We start from the raw sequence: 18,175 nt of genomic DNA, 5'->3' as shown, positions 1-18,175 counted from the left end.
GAGAGGATAATGATAAATTTAAAACTACTTGAGACAAACTACGATGAATTCGTAAAAAAACTAGAGGGCAAAAACGTTAAAGCTAGCTTGCTAGACGAGCTTTTGCACACTTTTAACGAGCTAAAGCAAAAGCGCAAAGCGCTTGAAAATTTCCAAGCGATCCAAAACGCAAAGAGCAAAGAGCTTGGCGTAAAAGCAAGAGCCGGCGAGGACGTGAGCGAGCTTAAGAGTGAGCTAAATTTAAACAAAGCTGCCCTTGCTGACGCTGATGAGATCGTTAAACAATATGAAGAAAAGCTTGAGCAAATTTCATTTAACGTGCCAAATATCACTGACGATGATGTGCCATTTGGCAAGGACGAGGACGATAATGTCTGCATAAAAACGGTGCTTGAGCCAACTAAATTTGACTTTACGCCAAAAGAGCACTGGGAGCTAGGCGAGAGCCTTGGCTGGCTTGACTTTGAAAGAGGCGCAAAGCTCTCAGGATCTCGCTTTACCGTGCTTCGCGGCATGGGAGCAAGGCTTAGTAGAGCGCTTGTTAATTACATGATCGACTTTAACAGCGCGCGCGGCTTTGAGCTTGTAAATGTCCCTTATCTAGTAAGCTCAAACACGCTTTTTGGCACTGGTCAGCTGCCTAAATTTGAAGAGGATCTTTATAAAGTGCGCGACGAGGACCTCTACCTCATCCCAACAAGCGAAGTGCCTGTGACAAATTTATACAATGACACCATTATTGAAGCCGAGCAGTTACCTATAAAGATGACTTGCTACTCAGCATGCTTCCGCCAAGAGGCAGGCTCAGCAGGACGTGACACGAGGGGCATGATACGCCAGCACCAGTTTGAAAAGGTCGAGCTTGTAAGCATCACAAAACCTGATCAAAGCGAGGGCGTGCTTGCTGAGATGATATCTTGCGCGAGCGACCTACTAACTAGCCTTGGACTGCCTCACCGCCACATGCTTCTTTGCAGCGGCGATCTAGGCTTTAGCGCGGCAAAGACAGTAGATCTTGAGGTTTGGCTGCCAGGTCAGGGCAAATACCGCGAGATAAGCTCTATCTCTAATACTCGTGATTTTCAAGCAAGAAGAGCGAAAATTCGCTTTAAAGATGGCAAGAAAAATATGCTTGTAAATACCCTAAATGGCTCAAGTCTGGCAGTTGGCAGGACACTAATAGCGATAATGGAAAACTACCAAAAGGCTGACGGCACTATCGAAATTCCAGAAGTTCTTAAAAGGTATATGTAGTGGCTGATGACGAGGTTGTAGTTCTAAAACCACCTGGCGAGCAAGCAGAGCAAGCGCCTGAAGAGGCAAAGGCTGAGGTGCCTGAAGAGATCGTCTCGCTTGATAGCATCGCAAGTGAGGGTGTGGTGCAAGATGAGAGTATCCCAGAGCCAATACCAGTAAAAAAGAGCAAGAAAAAGCTCTTTATCATCATCGGTGCGGCTGTTTTGGTGCTCATCATCGTGGTTATTTTGCTTGTGGTACTACTAAAAGATGATAAAAAAGAAGAGGTTGATACAACCAGCATCGTAAAAAGCATAGAAAACAGCTACCAAACGCAAAATTTTGGCGCTTCAAAGATCGATGAGATGATAAACAAGGCTAACCAGCTCTATGAGCGTGGCAATAAATTTGAAGCGTTAAAAATTTATGAAAATATAGCTGTTTATAACCAGTCACTTTCAAACTACAACCTCGGCGTTTCGCAGATGAAACAAGAAAAATGCGACGAAGCTATCATCTCGTTTAACAAAGCGATAACTGACCGCGAAAACACCGCAGTTAGCGCCATAAACGCTGCTGTTTGCTCGCTTGAGCTAAATAACACCAAAAATTTCAACTACTACATAGGGCTTGCGGACTCCTTTTTGCAGTATGAAAACAGCTCGCCACTTTATAGCTACTACTATGCGCTGGTTAATTATTACAAAGGCAATTATTACGAGGCGCTGCAAGCTCTCTCACACCCTAGCACAGAGGACTATAAGGGCGAGTATGCTTACTTGAGCGCTAAAATTTTATCGCTTCTTGGAGATGACGAAAGAGCCATAGCTAAGCTTGAAGGGCAAAAGGCGTTTAAGGCTGACTTTACGCTAGCACAGCTCTACGCAAGACTTGGCAAATACGACAAGGCAAGGGACTATCTAACAAAGGCTTCTAAAAACACGCCAAATATCGATCTTATCAAGATGACTGAGGCGTTAATCGATCTAAAAACTGCTGATTATGGTGATGCGGCGGCATTTATCAAAGATGTTTATGACTACAACGCCTCGATGCCAAGTAAAATTTACAAGATAAAAACCATACTAAAGCCAGATCTTTTTGACGTCAGCCTAGCTCAGGCGCACTTTAGCGACGATATGTTTTTTGACAGAACAAGACGCTACGAGACACTATTTTACTTCGCACCTTACAAGGTTTTTGATGCAAAACAGAGCATCGAGCAGATAAGAAAAGGTGGGGTTAGCGTCTTTTTAGATGACACCTCAGCGGCAAATGACTACCTTAGCCAAAGTGCCGCCGCCTCAAAGGTCAATGCCAAACTTAGCGAAGCCATCGCAAAGGCACTTAACTACCGCTTAAAAGAGGCAAGCAAGGACTTTGAAGAGCTAGCCAAAGCCTATCCAAACCACTCGATCTTGCAGTATAACCTAGCTCTAAGCTACGCTCAGCTTGGAAATTTTAGCCTTGCAGCAAAGCACTTTATAGCAAGCTACCATCAAGATGTAAATAACCATCTCTCTGGCATCTTTGGCGCGATCTGCATGGATATAAATAGAAATTTAAACCCAAAACTAGTTGAAGAGATCGGAGAAAATTTAGAAAACGACAAGAGCCTAAAGCCTGTAAATTTATATGCCTCACTTTTAAGCCTAGTTAGCGGCAACCAAAGTGCGATGATAAGGTGGCTTGAAGAGCCAAAAGAGCCTACGACGCTAAATTTAGCCTTTGATATCATCACCGCTAAAATTTCAAACAACGATGAGCTAATGTCAAAAAAAGCTGATGAGCTCATGAAAATTTTGCCAAATGACATCATCGCAAATATCTTAAATTTCATCTCTAAAAACAAAGATCAAAACATCAAAGAGTACGCAAAAGCGATACAAATTTACTTTAACGATAAAAATCTCGACTCAAATGCCTTCTACCACGGCGCTGACATCATCAAAAAGCAGTACATCAAGCTACTTCAGATCTCAGGCTTGCTAACAAGGGAGCGCGATAAGCTAAGAGCCGAGCTAAAGAGCGCGCCAAAAAATATAAATTTGATCCAAACTCTAGCCTATGTGGATATCTTTACAAATGACTTTGACGAGAGCTATAAGCTTTATAACGAAGTCATAGACGAGTTTAAGATAAATGACGCTGGAACGCTCTTTTTGGCCTCTGTGGCTGCGACTGGAGCGAACAAAATAACAAATGCGATCGCACTTTTGGAGCTTACAAAGCTAAATGATCCAAGTGCTGTTGAAAACAGGGCCGCCCTTGGCTTTATGTATCAGCAAATTGATAACATAAAAGCAGCACTTATACAATACAGCAAAGTAGGAAACGTAGGATATAACAACGAATTTTATGATTTTATGATAGATAACTAAAGAAATTTAAAGCTAGGAGCTTAAATTTAGCCTCTAGCTTTAGATAAAAACGGCTCTAAATTTAAATATTAGTAACCTCAAGCCTTATCTGATCTGATACTTCACTAAATTTATAAAGCAAATCACCACACTTATACTCTATACATTTTTCATTGATCTCATCTTTTTTATCTTTTTTAGACAAGATTTTCTTCATAACGCCAGGAAGCTCTCTTTGCAAAAGCAGTTTATAAGACATCCCCATGCCGTGAGTTAGAGACTTTATAAATTTGCCATCAACCTCGCTCTCATCTTTTATCATATGAAGCGTCGCGTCAAATTTAAGTTTTTTAAGAGCCTCATAAAGCTCGGTTTTATCCTTTGCTGGAGCTAGATCATCATTCACACAATGATATCCAATATAAAACGTCTTTCTAAATTTACTCTGTACCTTTAAATGTTTTGGATTTAAGATATTTCTTATCTCTTCTCTAGATTCATTAAAATAATATGGTGAAGTTTTATCTAGTGTCCAATAGGTTTTATCAAAAAGATAGAGGCAAATATCTTGATAAAAACCATCAGTCGCGCAACAAAAAAATTTAGTAAAATCAATCTCTTTTCCAAAGCCAATAAGACGCCATAAAAATATGGCATAAGAGCTATTATCTATCACAGCATCTACTAGCCACGGAGCAATTTTAGCTGACAAATTTGCAAGGTAGCCACCATGTGAGCTTCCTACCAAAATAACAGGAATTTGACTAAATTTTCCAGCGCATAAATTATGCTTAGTATAAAGAATAGCATTTAATATATCAGTAGCTTGCATAATACCAAAATTTTGGTATTCATCTTTTGTTGGATACATTGTGCAACTCAAATTTAGTTTATAACTTACAGGTAAAATATTTGCCTTTTTTCTAAGAGTGATCTCCTCACTAAGACTTTCAAATAAAAAACATGTTTTTTTATAACTATCGACCGCCTTTATATCTATTGGTAATGTTATACCAATTTTGGCTAACTCATCTATTAATATCGCACGGTCCAAATCATCTAACAAACATTGAGCCCCTAGCTGTGGGCGGTTGCCTATACAGTGATAATCCACACTAATACAAGCCACATCATACGCTTCTGCCATGGTCTTCATAAGATGAGTTCTATAGCCAGAGTCAGAGTCCTCTCCAAGCCCAGGGATGATGACTAGAAGTGCTTTTGCCTCCTTGGCATCGTCATAACAGGCATAAAAAGACAAAGCAGAGCTTCTTTTTATGCCAAGCTCCACATCATCACAAGATAAAATTTCGTAGCTTCCATCAACTAGCATCTTAACTCCTTTTAAATTTCGCTAAATTTCTCTACCTTTGTGAGACGTTATAAAAAAAGCCAACGATCTGTTTTGCTAGGCGCTCTTTGAAAAATGGCCAGATATAGCTTGGCGAATAGACATTACCAGCTTGCATGAGCGATATATTTGTCGCTTTCTCACCGCCATCTTTTGGGCGCACTAGCACACTTACTTGCATGTAGTAAGCATAGCTGTTTGTGCTAAAGTCATCATCGTCATCATAGTCAAATGGGAAAAACATCGAGTAGCCAAAGCCAAAACTTGGTCTGCCAAAGCCATATCCCATGCCCATTGAAAATCTAGGATCTCTTTTGGTTGTCCTAGAAAAACTTTGCACGTCGCCAAGAATGATGAAGTCGGCATTTTTGATATTTGGCTCATTTCTAAAGCCAGCCTTTGCAAATTCGCTTAAAATTTCAGCATTTACGTCTTGTCCGGTCGCGCTATTTTTAAAATTTACATAGACGCTTCTGTTTGCTTCACTAAGCGTAAAAAAGATCGGATCGCTCGTTTTTACCGAGATATTTGGCGTGCTGCTAGCACATCCGACAAAAAACACCGCTAGAACAAATAAAAAGAAATTTCTCATCTTCACTCCTATAAGAGCGATCTTATAGCACCTTCAAGCACACTTTTTGGTGTAAGACCGATAAATTTTGATCGCATCTTACCATCTTTATCAAAAAAATAGATAACTGGCACGCCCATAACGCCACCAACTGCTTTGCTGAAGTAATCCACCGATACCTTGTCGCTTGTAGTTTTAAAGGTGATGTTGTGCTCTTTTAAGATTTCGATATCCTTATCAAAGCCCTTGCTAGGCCCTAAAATGCCGATAAACTGAACCTCTTTGCCATACTCTTTTTCAAGCGCGTTTAGATCAGGGATCGCAGCCTTGCACACTCCACAGTCCGTGCCAAAGAAAAAGAGCATATATGGCTTATCGCCGATCTTTAGGCGCTTTTCGGTAGGGAAAAACTGCGTATCGATGCCACTTGAGTCATTTAGCGTGATGTGGTGCTTCTCATACTGTTTGACGCAGCCCAAAACTAGGGCTGAGACTAAACATAAAAGTAAAATTTTATATCGCATTTGGCACCTTTGGATTTTCGATAGTGCGGATCTTCTCTAGCTTGCCGTGTCTTAGATAGACGATCTTATCGCCATACTCGCCTAGATCTGGGTTGTGAGTGACTAGAAGTATCGTTTTGCCGTCTTTTCTTAGCTTGCAAAATAGATCAAGTATGATCCTCTCATTTGCCTCATCAAGGTTACCAGTTGGCTCATCTGCTATTAAAATTTCAGGGTCGTTTATGAGCGAGCGCGCTATACAAAGGCGTTGTTGCTCACCACCACTTAGCTGACTTGGTCTGTGTGTGAGCCTGTGAGAGAGGCCAACTGCCTCAAGAGCTTTTTTAGCATCCTCTTCATCGACTGAGCTATGATAATACTGCGCTATCATCACGTTTTCAAGCGCACTAAGATATGGCACTAGGTGAAACTGCTGAAAGACAAGTCCGATCTTTTCACGTCTAAATTTAAGCGTATCATCGGCATTTAGGTTGCTAGCATCATCGCCGCCAAGCATATAGACGCCGCTGCTTGGTGTATCCATTAGAGAAAGGATATTTACAAGCGTACTCTTACCGCTACCGCTTGGTCCCATGACGCTGACCCACTCGCCCTTTTTAACCTCAAAACTTATATCATCAAGTGCTTTTACATCGCCAAAAATTTTACAAATATTTTTAAGTTCTAGTGCATTTTGCATATCATTCTCCTCTTAGTGTATCTGCCATTTTGTTATTAAGTGCCCGCTTAATCGGGTAAAACGCTGCGATCGCTGCAAAGAGAAGCGATATGACCACAGCTACTGGGATGCTTAGAATTCTAAAATCAATACTAGAATCAAATATCGCATAACCTAAAATTTGAGCTAGTAGATAACCTAAAAACGCTCCAACTAACGCTGAGATGAGCGCTGTCACAAATGTTTCAAAGCCAAATAGCCTTAGCACGTCTTTTTTGCTTGCGCCTATGGCTCTAAGAAGTGCGATCTCTTTTGAGCGAGAAAGCAAGATAGCACTAAGCGTTGTATTTACGCACATTGAAGTAATGAGCAAGATGACAAGACTAACAAGCGCCATTAGAAGCTTGATCTTTTCTAAGATATAGCCTTCAGACTTTGAGACCTTTGCCACTGGTTTTGCGACTATTTCATCGTTGCTTATAGTTTTTGCAAGCGATGTTATCTCGTCAAAATTTCCAAGCACAACAGCCTCTGCATAGTTTATCTTGCCAACTTTGTTTGAAATTTTTTGAGCTAAAGATAGCGACGTGATCAAAAGAGCATCCTCTTTATCGCCACTTGCCACTACGCCTTTTATCTTTACATTTATGCTCTCATTTGAGCCAATGGCACGAATTTCTATATCATCGCCTGCTTTAAAGCCAGCTTGACGAGCAAGATCGACGCCTATTAGCACGTTTTTATCATCAAAATCGACATTTATCATCCCTCCATCTCTAACATCTAAAAATGGCTTAACCTTTTTTAGATTGCTAAATTTTGTCCCCATGACGATGGCATTAGTTGGGCCGATATTTGCCTGAGCAAAGAGATATCCACTCTCGCCAAGAAGCTTATCTTTTGGCACTTTAGCGATCATTTCATTATAAGTTTTTTCGCTCATATCATCACTTGTCGCCATATCTTTTGGAGCAAAGATCATATTTGCACCATAAGTTTTTAGCTCGCGTGAGACCTTTGAGTCGATGTCCAGATAGACATTGACAAATGCCGCACACACGCACGCTCCAAGCAAGATCGAGATCACGATGACCATAACCCTTGATGAGCCATTTTTTAGGCTTTTGTAGATTAGATTGTAAAAGAATTTGCTATTTGCGGTCATATAGCACCTCCGCAGGTAGTAAATTTATGACGTTTCTCATTGGCATTAGCGAGCCAACGACTGAGATGAGCAAGGCAAATGCCACGCTAATTGGCAGCACGATCCATGCTATGCCTATGCCGTGAGAAAAGATAATGTAAGACATCACGTAGCTTAGCGCGTATCCTAAAAATGCTCCTGTGATGCCCGCAAAAAAGGCAACTACAAGGCTCTCGCTAGCAAAAAGGGCGTAAATTTCAAAGTTACTTGCGCCTATGGCTTTTAAAAGACCGATCTCTTTTTTGCGGCGGTAAATTTCACTTGTCATTAGCGACGTTATGCCGATAGCTGAGACCACAAGAGCGATGATACTAACGATACCCATTAGGCTTTGAATTTTCTTTACGATATTACTCTCAGCATCACTTACTTGAAGGCTAGCTTTTGCGCTAACGTTTGGTAAATTCTCTTCTATCTGAAATGCGATAGATCCTGCATAGGCCGAACAGTACCATTTGTCGTACTCTGCGCTATCAAGGTTGTCTAAATTTCTTCTTGCTTTTAGCGATAGGTCGTTTTCTGGGATCGTCATGGCTGAGACCTCAGCTTTTGTGTATGAGCCAGGATGCCCTGAGAGATCGCCAGCAAGTTTGAGCGAGCCTATTAGCTTATGTGCCTCATCGCTTGCCCCTTTTAAGATGCCAACTACGCTAACCTCTTTTGTGCCATTTTTGCCCACAAGGCTAAGCTTGTCGCCAACTTTTAAATTTTTAGCCTTTGCTAGCTCATCTCCTACTAAAATTTCATCCATGCTCTCATCTTTTGGCCAAGCGCCCTCAACACCCCAAAATCCATACAAGCTCTTAACGCCTGTGCTAAATTCTGGCTCATCTTTTAGTCCGATATTTTTATCAAAATATGTCCCCTCAAAGCTAAACTCATCGCCCTTAGCGTCTTTTACCTTTGTCTCTAAAAACGGAGCAAAAGCGACGATGTTATTTCTCCAAAAGATCTCTTTTATCTTGTAGATATCAGCTTCTGGGAGTAAATTTTGTGATTTTAGTGGGGTGAAATTTTTACCCTCGATCTCGATGCTTAGGCTCTCACCGCGTGGTAAAACGACAATATTTGAGCCATATCCTCTAAGCTCGCTTGCCACTTGATCGCCGATTTTTAGCGTGATATTTAGCATGCAAGCTATCAAAAGAGCAGCTAGTAAGATGGTGATAAACGCCATCGTCTTTTGCACCTTTGAGCCAGTGATCGAGCTTTTTATCATTCTTAGTTGCATATTTTTCATTTTAACGTTCCATTTGTTTCTACATATTTTTCTGGATTTGCTTCAAATTTCGCCTGAGTTTCGTTGCTCTCAAAGAAATATGTGCGTCCGTAGTATAAATATGATCTTGAATCAAGATTGCTCACCTTTTTGCGACTAACTGGGTCAAGTACCATCTTTTCGACAACCTTGCTGAAGTAGTTTGCCCCTGCGACGATCGTTTTGTAATCAACTATGATATTTTTACCATCAAAGGTAAATGCCATAGGGATCGGGTTACAACCACCCTCTTTGCCAACTGACGGCAAGAAAATTCTAACATTACAAGAGATGCAGATAAGGTCGTTTCCTTTCTTGATATAGCCCATGTCGCCGCAGATCATACACGAGTCAAAGACGATGACTGGAGATGGGCGGTCGCTAAAACGGTTTAGCAAGAAAAATCTTATCTGCTTGCCCTCATCTGTGATGTAGGCAAATCTGTGAAGTTCATTATCTTTTAGCATATCAACATCAAATATAAATTTATCTCCCACTGGCTCAACCAAGACTGGCTCTGAAATTTGAGGTGGGCGAGATGCGTAAAGATCAAAATAAAGTGAAAATCCAAGCGCTATTAAAACGCTGCAAAATGCAAATTTTGCATTGTCAAAGACATTTTCTCTAATGGCTTTTGTAAAGCGGTATTTGATAGAGCCAAACGTGCTCTTATCGATACTCTTTGGCACAAAGCAAAGCGCGATGATGCATAAAAGAAGGATCACTGCTATGTAAAAATAGGCACTAAATTCTGTGACGTAGATGCCTTTTGCGCTGATAGATAAAATTTGAGAATTTAGCTCGCTACTTATCTTTAAAGCACCTGCACGTAAAAGCTCAAGTGCAGTTTGTGAGCTTCTATCAACTAGCAAAAATACTAATGTGATAAGAGCTAAAATTTTAGCTACTGATGATGGGATGCTTGCTTTTAAATTTGAAATGAAGAAAAATAAAAATAGTATCAAGATCATCGCAAAGATCATCAAAAAGAAGCTAATGACTGAAAGCGTGTCAAGCAGCTCGCCGCCAAAAAGTGGGAACAATGCGCTACTTGAGCTATAGCCAAAGCCAAAGCCGATGCCTAAAATAAAAAATGTTACGATTTTTGCTATCTTAAGCTCGAAAAATATCCATAAAATGCTAATGAGTAGAAAAACCAGTGTCACAGAATCTATGAAAATTTTAAACTGGTCATCAACAAGCGCATGACGAGCAGCTTTAAAGATAAGCACACCAGCAACAACACCAAGAAATGACGGTAAAAAGATCGTTTTTAAACTTTTGCCATTGTTATTTAAGGCAGCAAAAAGCGTAAATCCAAGGAGGGCTAAAAAGACCTGATAGAAGTAAATTGACATAACTAAACCCTATGAGAATTTTTAAAAAGGGGCGAGAGCGCCCCAAAGTGATTATTTAACAGGACCACCTGTCCATTGAAATTTATAAGTTGTTGTGAAAGGCTCAAACCATTTACCAACACCGCTCTCTTTGTCAGCGTGGCGACCAAAGCCTTGTTTTTCTGGATTGTCGATGTGGAATTTAAGCTCATAGTTACCAACACCTGTATCCATTTTTACGTTAGCACCGTAGTGTGGGCCATCGCTTGCAACCATTGGCATAAATGTACCTTTTTTAGTTTTACCATTATCAAGGTTTTTTAGCTCATAGTTGATCTTTAGATATGGGATCCACTCGCCTTCGCCAAAGCCGTTTTTGTTGCCTTTTATAGCATGGATGTCAGCTTCTAAGTGAAGATCAGCCAAGCTTGGAGCTAGATCAACGCCTTTTGGCTCCATGTCGATTGGTTGCAAATAAACTGCAGCTATTTCCATGCCATTAGCCTCTACAGGCTCGCCGATTGGGTGCTCTCCAGCAAGTGCAAAACCAGCTGCTAGGCTAAGTGCTAGAGCTGAACTAAGAATTTTATTCATTTCCTCTCCTTTTAATAAGATTAGTTTTTATTTTGTTTTGATTTCATGATAACGATGCCTATAATTAGGGCAAGCACCATAATGATTTGAGGTATTAAACTCTCGTAATATGGCATAAGTCCTAGCCAGTCTCTCATCCAGTCAGGGAAATTTAGTCCTTTTATGATAGTTGGGATGAAAATTTTGCCCTCAACTAGCTCGCCAACGCCCTTGCCAACAAAGACGATCGACATATAAAAGATGATAGCTGATGTAAATATAAAAAATGGCTTAATAGGAATTTTAATAGCGAAAATTTTAAATAAGAAATAGACTATCAAAAGAACGATAAGACCTACAACAAAGCCAGCTGCGATCATTGAGTAGCCAGCTGAGTCTTTTGCGTCAAAGATAAGCGCTTGATAAAATAGCACTGTCTCAGCGCCCTCTCTAAATACCGCTAAAAATACAGTCCACCAAAGCATCGTGCTTGAGCCACTTGAGATAGACTCAGATAAGTGAGATTTGATATAGTCGTTCCATTTTTTAGCGCCAGCATTTGAAAGAAGCCAGAAGCCAACATAAAATAGAAGTCCCACAGCAACAAGCATCGTGATGCCTTCCATAAGCTCTCTTTTTTGACCTGCTGCCTCGCCAAAGATGACATTCATTATCCAAGCCATGACAAAGCTTAAGATGACAGCCACGCCAACTGAGCTATATACGACCTTGCCCATAGATTTTGCATTGCCAGTTTTTACAAGATATGCAACGACGGCTGCAACGATGATAAGAGCTTCAAAACCCTCTCTTAAGATGATAGTTAGTGCCCAGATAAATAGCGTCCAAGGTGAGTTTGAACCGCTAGTTTTCTCAAGTGCAGCTGCTAACTGAGATGACATCTTGCTTGCACTCTCTTCAAGTGTTTTTTCGTCTGCACCTGATTTCATAAGGGCTACAAGGTTACCAAATGTAGCTTCGATAGCTGTTTTTAAATTTACATCTATCGCACCTACTTTGTTCTCCATGCCGCTACCTTCAAACTCATCAAAGTAGATGTCTTGGATATCGCCCATAGCTTTAGCGCTATTGCCGCCTTTGTAAAGCGCGATAGCTGCTTGAATTTTGTCATTTATGTTTTTAACAGTTTGAGTGTAGTCTGTGCCGCTATCTTCGCTGCTATCGCTAGATGCTGCACTACTCATATCAACTTTTGCTAGTTTTACTGTTTCAGCTGGGAGTTTTGCAACGGCATCATAAGCTAGCTTTTTGATCTCTTCTAGCTTTACTTTAAAGTCATCTTTGCTTATGCCATTTGTGATGCCACTGATCGCTTCACCCATCTTTCTTTGGATGTCAGCATCTATGCTTTTGCCATTTTCTATATATTGGCGAACGGCGATTTCAAGTTGAGTGTTTCTATAATCATTAAATTTAGCATCTTGGATAGAATTTTTAGCATCATCTTGTTTATCGCCCTCGTAGCTTGCTATAGCTTTATCAAGAGTAGCTGATAAATTTTCAAATGCCACCTTCCACTCAGGGATAAATTTAGAAGTGTCATAGCCACTTGCAGCAGCTTGTGCTGGGGTGTCTGAGTACTCACCAACAAGCTTATGTCCATTTAAAATAACTGGCAAAACTTCAGCGATTTCGCTATTTATCTGATCTATTCTTTTTTGCACATCATCTGGTGCTTCGCCAGCTTTTATCGCCTTTCTGATCTCGCCAAACTGCTTCTCCATAGAGTAAGCTTTTTTCTGACCTAAATTTATTCTGATGCCAGCTTCGACATCTTCAAACAGACCAAAATAAGCATTTTGAGTATCGCTAACTGCTTGCTCGACGTTGCCAGCTCTATACTCTGTTATTACTTTTTGTAATGACTCTTTTATCTGAGCTGCGACTTGTGTGTAGTCGTCATTTTTTGCCACAAGCCAGATAGGAAGTAGCATGATAAGCATAAATTTAAAAAATTTATTCATTAGTTAAACCACCTGTGAGATTATTTTAAAGTGAAATATTACCAATGCTTTACTTTGATTAAAATAAAAACGATTATCATAAAAGAATGTAAATTGAAAGTATAAATAATATTTTTTACAATCTAATAATCAACTTTACGTAAATTTAGGGCTTTAGAGGGTTAGATTAAAATTTCATATCGAGATAAAAAAGTTATATATTTTTGATAATTTTAATAGGTAAAGAAAATTATTGATGAAATTTTAGATTATAAAAATCATAAAAATAATTTAAAATTTATAAATTTAAAAGGAGAGCAAGCGCCCTCCTTTTGGATCTTAGATGTTTAGTCCGGTATTTCTTAGCATAACACGCTTACGATATACGTTTGAAACCTCAGCAGCGTCGCCAACTAAAAGCGCATTTGTAGCGCAGATAGCCGCACACATAGGCACTTTGCCCTCAGCCATTCTATTTTGACCGTAAAGCTCTCTCTCCTCGTGTGAGTTAGTTGGCTCTGGGCCGCCTGCACACATAGTGCATTTATCCATTACGCCTTTTACGCCAAATGCCCCGTCTTTAGGGAACTGCGGCGCACCAAATGGACAAGCATACAAGCAGTATCCACAGCCTATGCACTTGTGTTTATCGTGAAGCACGATACCATCAGCTCTAATGTAGAAGCAATCAACCGGACAAACTTGCTCACAAGGCGCGTCAGTGCAGTGCTGGCACGCGATAGTAGTTGAGACCTCTTTACCCTCTATGCCATCGTGAAGCGTGATAACCTTTCTTCTATAAATTCCCACTGGAAGCTCGTGAGCAGAAGAGCAAGCGACTTGACATCCAAAGCAGCTGATACATCTATTAGTATCTACAAAAAATTTCATTCTTGCCATTTTTCTCTCCTTACTCTTTACCTAAGGCGTCTCTCTCGCCATACTCGTGATAAAACGATGTTTTAAAGGTATTCTCCTCAGCTCTTTCTATGCGGCAAAGACCTGCGTTAAATTCTGAAATTTGAGTAACAGGGTCAAATCCGTAGTTTGTAACTGTGTTAAAGCTCTCGCCAATAACATAAGGCTTAGTGCCCTCTGGGTAGCGAGCTGAGAGATCGACACCTTGCATAACGCCAGCAAAGTTGTAAGGCATACAAATTCTATCTGGAGTTACCATATAGCTGTGATAGCACCTTACTTTGATCTTCGTGCCTTGTGGGCTGTGTATCCACATCATATCGCGATCTTTTATGCCGTATTTTAAAGCAAGCTCAGGGTGAACGTTAGCAAACATCTCAGGCGTGATAGCTGAGAGGTATTTACTTGTTCTTTCTATCATTCCCGCACCACTTAAATTTACGACGCGTTGCGTGCTAAATACGATAGGGAATTCTTTTGACCAGTCTTTTGCTTGTTGCTCTGACTTAAATTTAGTAGAAACACGGAAATTTCTAGCTTGATCATCAAATGTCGGATACTTTTGGACAAGATCCCAGCGTGGTGAGTGGATAGGCTCTCTATGTTTTGGGATAGGATCAAGAAATTCCCAAACGATAGCTCTAGCCCTTGCGTTACCATACGGCACGACCCCTTTTTCACGGCATTTTTCTAAGATGATACCGCTGTAGTCCATGCTCCAGCTAGGTCCTATCTTAGCTTTTTCTTCTTCTGTTAGAGTGATGCCTAGGACTTTTTCTATATTATCTCTTGTTATTTGTGGGTAGCCACCTTTTATGGCTGAGCCAACTAAAGTTGCCTCTTCGCTAGCTAGCTGACTAACGCCGTTATGCTCTAAGCCAAAGCGGTTTCTAAAGCCAGAGCCACCCTCTGCATAAGGCTTGCTCATATCATAAAGTATCGGTGTGCCAGGGTGTTTTTCATCCCATGCTGGCCATGGCTTGCCGTAATACTCGCCTTTTACTTCCCCACCTAGACCTATTAGTGTATCCGGGTCAAATTTATCCCAGTTTGCTTGGTGACGTCTAAACATCTCAGCAGTTCTGCCGCCAAGACCTATAGAATTTCCAACCCTTGCTATCTCATTTGTCGCATCATCTGGCCATACAAAGTCATCTTTAACTTGTTTTAGCTCTCTATCTACAACAGCCATCTTCATGCCTTTTACATATTCATCGTAAAAGCCAAATTTCTTAGCAAATGCAAACATTACTTCGTGATCGCCCTTGCTCTCATAAAGTGGATCAACGACTTTTGTTCTCCACTGACCTGAGCGGTTTGTAGCGTTTAGGTGACCTTCGTTTTCAAAGGCAGTTGCCACTGGCAAGATATAAACGCCATCTTTTCTATCTGAAAGGATAGAAATTTCATTTACAAATGGCTCAGCAACTACGATCATATCTAGTTTTGAAGCTGCTTCTTGAATTTTAGCTAGGTGTGCCATAGATGTTAGGCCAGTTCCTTGAACCCAAAGAACTCTTAACGCACCACTGCTAAAGGTATTTTCCTCTTTTAAGACGCCTTGCCACCATTTTGAAAGCGACCAGCCTTTTTCATTTCTCCAGTTTCTATCCTCTGGGTTTTTAGGATCGTGGTAGTAATACTCTTCAAAAACAGTGTTTTTAACTGGTGTGCCGCCTTGTTTTGGCTCTTTAGTCGAAACTGCAAAGCGTTTTACAAACTCGTCATAATCAACGCCCCAGCCTTGGCAGTAGTACTTCCAAGCCGCGTCAGTTAGTCCGTAATACATCGGCAAGCTATCTGAGAGGTTACACATATCGGTTGAGCCTTGAACGTTGTCGTGACCACGGATGATGTTACAGCCACCGCCTGGTTTGCCCATGTTGCCTAGGATTAGTTGCAAAATAGGTAAAATTCTCGTATTTGAGCTACCAACTGAGTGTTGGGTGATACCAAGTGCCCAGATCACTGTGCCTGGTTTTGTGTGAGCTAGGATATTTGCAGCCTCTATCAGCTTATCAACTGGCACGCCTGTAACGTCAGATGTGACCTCTGGTGTCCAGTGCTCAGCCTCTTTTGCTATCTCGTCGATGCCGTAAGTTCTATTTTTTATAAATTCTTTATCTTCCCAGCCATTTTTTAAGATGATGTGGATAAGTCCATAAACAAGCGCTATATCAGTGCCTGATCTTTGTCTTAGGTATAGATCAGCATGAGCAGCTGATTTTGTAAAATTTGGATCAGCTACGATCACCTTTGCGTTGTTTCTATCTTTTGCTTGCAAAGTGTGCTTCATACCGCCAACTGGATTTGCCACAGCTGGGTTTGCACCTATTATAAATATACATTTTGAATTTGCAGCCATATCTCCAAAGTGGTTTGTCATCGCGCCATAACCCCAAGTATTCGCCACACCGGCGACTGTTGCGCTATGTCAAATTCTTGCTACGTGGTCGTTGCTGTTTGTGCCCCAAAACGCAGCAAATTTTCTAAAGTAATATGCTTGCTCGTTGTTAAATTTCGCAGATCCTAAGAATATAACGCTATCAGGACCGTCTTCTTTGCGGATCTGAAGCATCTTATCGCCGATCTCATTTACAGCTTGATCCCATGAAATTCTTTGCCATTTGCCATCAACTTTTTTCATAGGATATTTGATGCGCTGTTTGCTGTGTGTGAGGTCGATCTGATCGATACCTTTTGAGCAGTGTGAGCCTTGAGATATCGGGTGAAACATCGCCATATCTTGACGAACCCAAACACCATCTTGTACCTCAGCCTCGATACCACAGCCTGCTGAGCATATAGAACAAATAGTTCTAACCTTTTTTGAGCCAGGGAAAGGATCTTTTATCTCCTCTGCGCTAGCGTGTCTTATCGTATCATTTTTTCCAAAAGCCATTGTAGTGCCTGCACCTAGTGCGGCTAGCTTTAAAAATGAACGTCTTCCTATACGTGCATCACTCATGGTTATCTCCCTTAGTATGCGATTTTATAGTAGGTTTCCCAGTTCTTGCTTTTTTTATAAAGCACCTCTTTTTTGTTAGACTTGCCTACGACAACGCCATTGTCATCAGGAGCCAAGTCATCGCTAGTCACTTTTGCTACGGCTGAGACTGCGAGTACTCCGCTGGCAGCACCGACTTTTAGAGATTTTTTAAGAAAATCTCTTCTTGATCCTTGCATTTTTTCTCCTTATGCCTCAAAAATTTTTGAGAAATTTGGTTCATTAATATGTAAAATTTGCATATTTAGAATTTCTAAAATATCGCAAATAGCCTATTTTAGGGCATTTTATAACCCTAAAACATAACTATGTAAATTTAGCATATTTCTAAGTTAAGCAAAGTAAATATAAAAGTTTAATTACAAATGTTAAGTATTTATTAAAAATATAGTTAAATATACTTTAAATTTATGAAATTTATTTGTAGTAGAAATTCTAGGGAGAGCTCCCTAGAAAATGTTATTTTAGATCGCTTTTATTTACGATAAATGGCACTGATCTAACGCCAGCTGCAAAGTATTTTTTGCGGAGATTATCGATCTTTGCGACATCATCTTTGCTAACGCTCTTATCATCTACGTTGTAGTCTTCAGCGTAGTATTTTCTTAAAATTTTAACCTTATCGCTGTCACTCTTAGCAGCTTTTGCATCTTTGTAGATTAGCGAGCTTTTTTGAAGTGATGAGACGTCATGCACTGGAGTTAGGACGATCTCAACGTTGCTATCTTTTAGTGTTGTCTCGATCTTTGCTAGCTCAGCTCTGCAGTATGGGCACTCTGGGTCTGAAAACATTATGATAGTTGGCTTTTTAGGGTCGCTACCAAGAACGATGATATTTGCCTTGTCTTCATCTTTATAAATTTTAGAAATTCCCTTTGCGATGACCTCTTTTTTCACTTCAGCGAGGTATGATTTTTGCTCTTTTAGATCGATCACGTCTGGGAAGATGAAGTCACCTTTTGTAAAAACGATCTCATCTTGTGAGTTGCCATCTTTGCTTAGTTTTACCACGACAGCTTCGATGTCGCCTGCCACTTTGTGACGATCAGCTACCTTTACTTTTACGCTGCTATCAACCATTTGAGAGTAGAAGTCCTCTATTTGCTTATCGCTTGCTGCCATTAGGCTAGTTGCCGCAATGACTGAGGCTAAGATCATTTTTTTCATTTTTATCCTTTTTAAAAATTTGGCGGATTATATTTGCTTTTTGTAAA

Annotated in this window: 15 protein-coding genes and 1 pseudogene; 2 read left to right on the top strand and 14 right to left on the bottom strand. The window is 40.5% G+C overall.

Features of this window, described 5'->3' with window-relative positions:
• The first annotated feature begins 9 nt into the window (after positions 1-9).
• Both serS and F3G88_RS09375 read left to right on the top strand, forming a co-directional pair.
• Positions 10-1,254 carry a serine--tRNA ligase gene (serS, locus tag F3G88_RS09380; protein WP_103570373.1) on the top strand — a complete coding sequence of 415 codons (1,245 nt, stop codon included), beginning with the start codon at positions 10-12 and terminating at the stop codon, positions 1,252-1,254.
• Positions 1,254-3,617 (top strand): tetratricopeptide repeat protein, encoded by a 2,364-nt coding sequence (locus F3G88_RS09375; RefSeq protein WP_149716019.1) that lies wholly within the window; start codon positions 1,254-1,256, stop codon positions 3,615-3,617. The genes serS and F3G88_RS09375 overlap by 1 nt, the downstream gene beginning before the upstream one ends.
• 61 nt (positions 3,618-3,678) lie before the next feature.
• On the opposite strand, the gene F3G88_RS09370 is transcribed toward F3G88_RS09375, so the two are convergent.
• The 14 genes and pseudogenes from F3G88_RS09370 to F3G88_RS09305 all read right to left on the bottom strand — a co-directional run bounded on the left by F3G88_RS09370 (position 3,679) and on the right by F3G88_RS09305 (position 18,128).
• Positions 3,679-4,929 (bottom strand): DUF2920 family protein, encoded by a 1,251-nt coding sequence (locus tag F3G88_RS09370; RefSeq protein ID WP_149716018.1) that lies wholly within the window; start codon positions 4,927-4,929, stop codon positions 3,679-3,681.
• A 31-nt stretch (positions 4,930-4,960) separates the two neighbouring features.
• Positions 4,961-5,539, bottom strand: coding sequence for a hypothetical protein (locus F3G88_RS09365; RefSeq protein WP_149716017.1), 579 nt, complete (start codon positions 5,537-5,539; stop codon positions 4,961-4,963).
• Positions 5,540-5,547: 8 nt separating this feature from the next.
• A complete protein-coding gene (locus tag F3G88_RS09360; protein ID WP_009294896.1) occupies positions 5,548-6,042 on the bottom strand; it encodes a TlpA family protein disulfide reductase in 495 nt (164 codons plus the stop codon).
• Positions 6,032-6,721 carry an ABC transporter ATP-binding protein gene (locus tag F3G88_RS09355; protein WP_021089394.1) on the bottom strand — a complete coding sequence of 230 codons (690 nt, stop codon included), beginning with the start codon at positions 6,719-6,721 and terminating at the stop codon, positions 6,032-6,034. The genes F3G88_RS09360 and F3G88_RS09355 overlap by 11 nt, the downstream gene beginning before the upstream one ends.
• Position 6,722: 1 nt before the next feature.
• Positions 6,723-7,865, bottom strand: coding sequence for an ABC transporter permease (locus F3G88_RS09350; protein WP_021089359.1), 1,143 nt, complete (start codon positions 7,863-7,865; stop codon positions 6,723-6,725).
• On the bottom strand, positions 7,852-9,144 hold the full coding sequence (locus F3G88_RS09345; RefSeq protein WP_021088298.1) for an ABC transporter permease: 1,293 nt from the start codon (positions 9,142-9,144) through the stop codon (positions 7,852-7,854). The genes F3G88_RS09350 and F3G88_RS09345 overlap by 14 nt, the downstream gene beginning before the upstream one ends.
• Complete coding sequence (locus tag F3G88_RS09340; protein ID WP_072593886.1) at positions 9,141-10,520, bottom strand: Fe-S-containing protein; 1,380 nt, start codon at positions 10,518-10,520, stop codon at positions 9,141-9,143. Before F3G88_RS09340 ends, F3G88_RS09345 begins: the two co-directional genes overlap by 4 nt.
• A 51-nt stretch (positions 10,521-10,571) precedes the next feature.
• Positions 10,572-11,093 carry an iron transporter gene (locus F3G88_RS09335; RefSeq protein WP_021092777.1) on the bottom strand — a complete coding sequence of 174 codons (522 nt, stop codon included), beginning with the start codon at positions 11,091-11,093 and terminating at the stop codon, positions 10,572-10,574.
• 20 nt (positions 11,094-11,113) lie between these two features.
• Positions 11,114-13,057: an FTR1 family iron permease gene (locus tag F3G88_RS09330; protein WP_149716016.1), complete on the bottom strand. Its 1,944-nt coding sequence runs from the start codon at positions 13,055-13,057 to the stop codon at positions 11,114-11,116.
• A gap of 318 nt (positions 13,058-13,375) precedes the next feature.
• Positions 13,376-13,936, bottom strand: coding sequence for a formate dehydrogenase FDH3 subunit beta (fdh3B, locus tag F3G88_RS09325; RefSeq protein ID WP_103558949.1), 561 nt, complete (start codon positions 13,934-13,936; stop codon positions 13,376-13,378).
• A gap of 10 nt (positions 13,937-13,946) precedes the next feature.
• Complete coding sequence (locus F3G88_RS09320) at positions 13,947-16,601, bottom strand: formate dehydrogenase subunit alpha (RefSeq protein WP_223228780.1); 2,655 nt, start codon at positions 16,599-16,601, stop codon at positions 13,947-13,949.
• Between the two features lie 60 nt (positions 16,602-16,661).
• Positions 16,662-16,856: pseudogene (locus F3G88_RS10825) on the bottom strand (hypothetical protein); the annotation flags it as partial.
• A gap of 77 nt (positions 16,857-16,933) precedes the next feature.
• On the bottom strand, positions 16,934-17,140 hold the full coding sequence (locus tag F3G88_RS09310; protein WP_004317725.1) for a twin-arginine translocation signal domain-containing protein: 207 nt from the start codon (positions 17,138-17,140) through the stop codon (positions 16,934-16,936).
• A gap of 280 nt (positions 17,141-17,420) precedes the next feature.
• Entirely contained in the window at positions 17,421-18,128 is a 708-nt protein-coding gene (locus tag F3G88_RS09305) for a thioredoxin domain-containing protein (RefSeq protein ID WP_149716015.1), read from the bottom strand.
• Positions 18,129-18,175 lie beyond the last annotated feature (47 nt).

Origin of the sequence: Campylobacter concisus, assembly GCF_902460675.1 — a bacterium.
In the GTDB taxonomy this organism is placed as follows: domain Bacteria; phylum Campylobacterota; class Campylobacteria; order Campylobacterales; family Campylobacteraceae; genus Campylobacter_A; species Campylobacter_A concisus_AJ.
The sequence above is the reverse complement of the archived record's forward strand: the minus strand, read 5'-3'. Positions and strand labels throughout refer to the sequence as shown.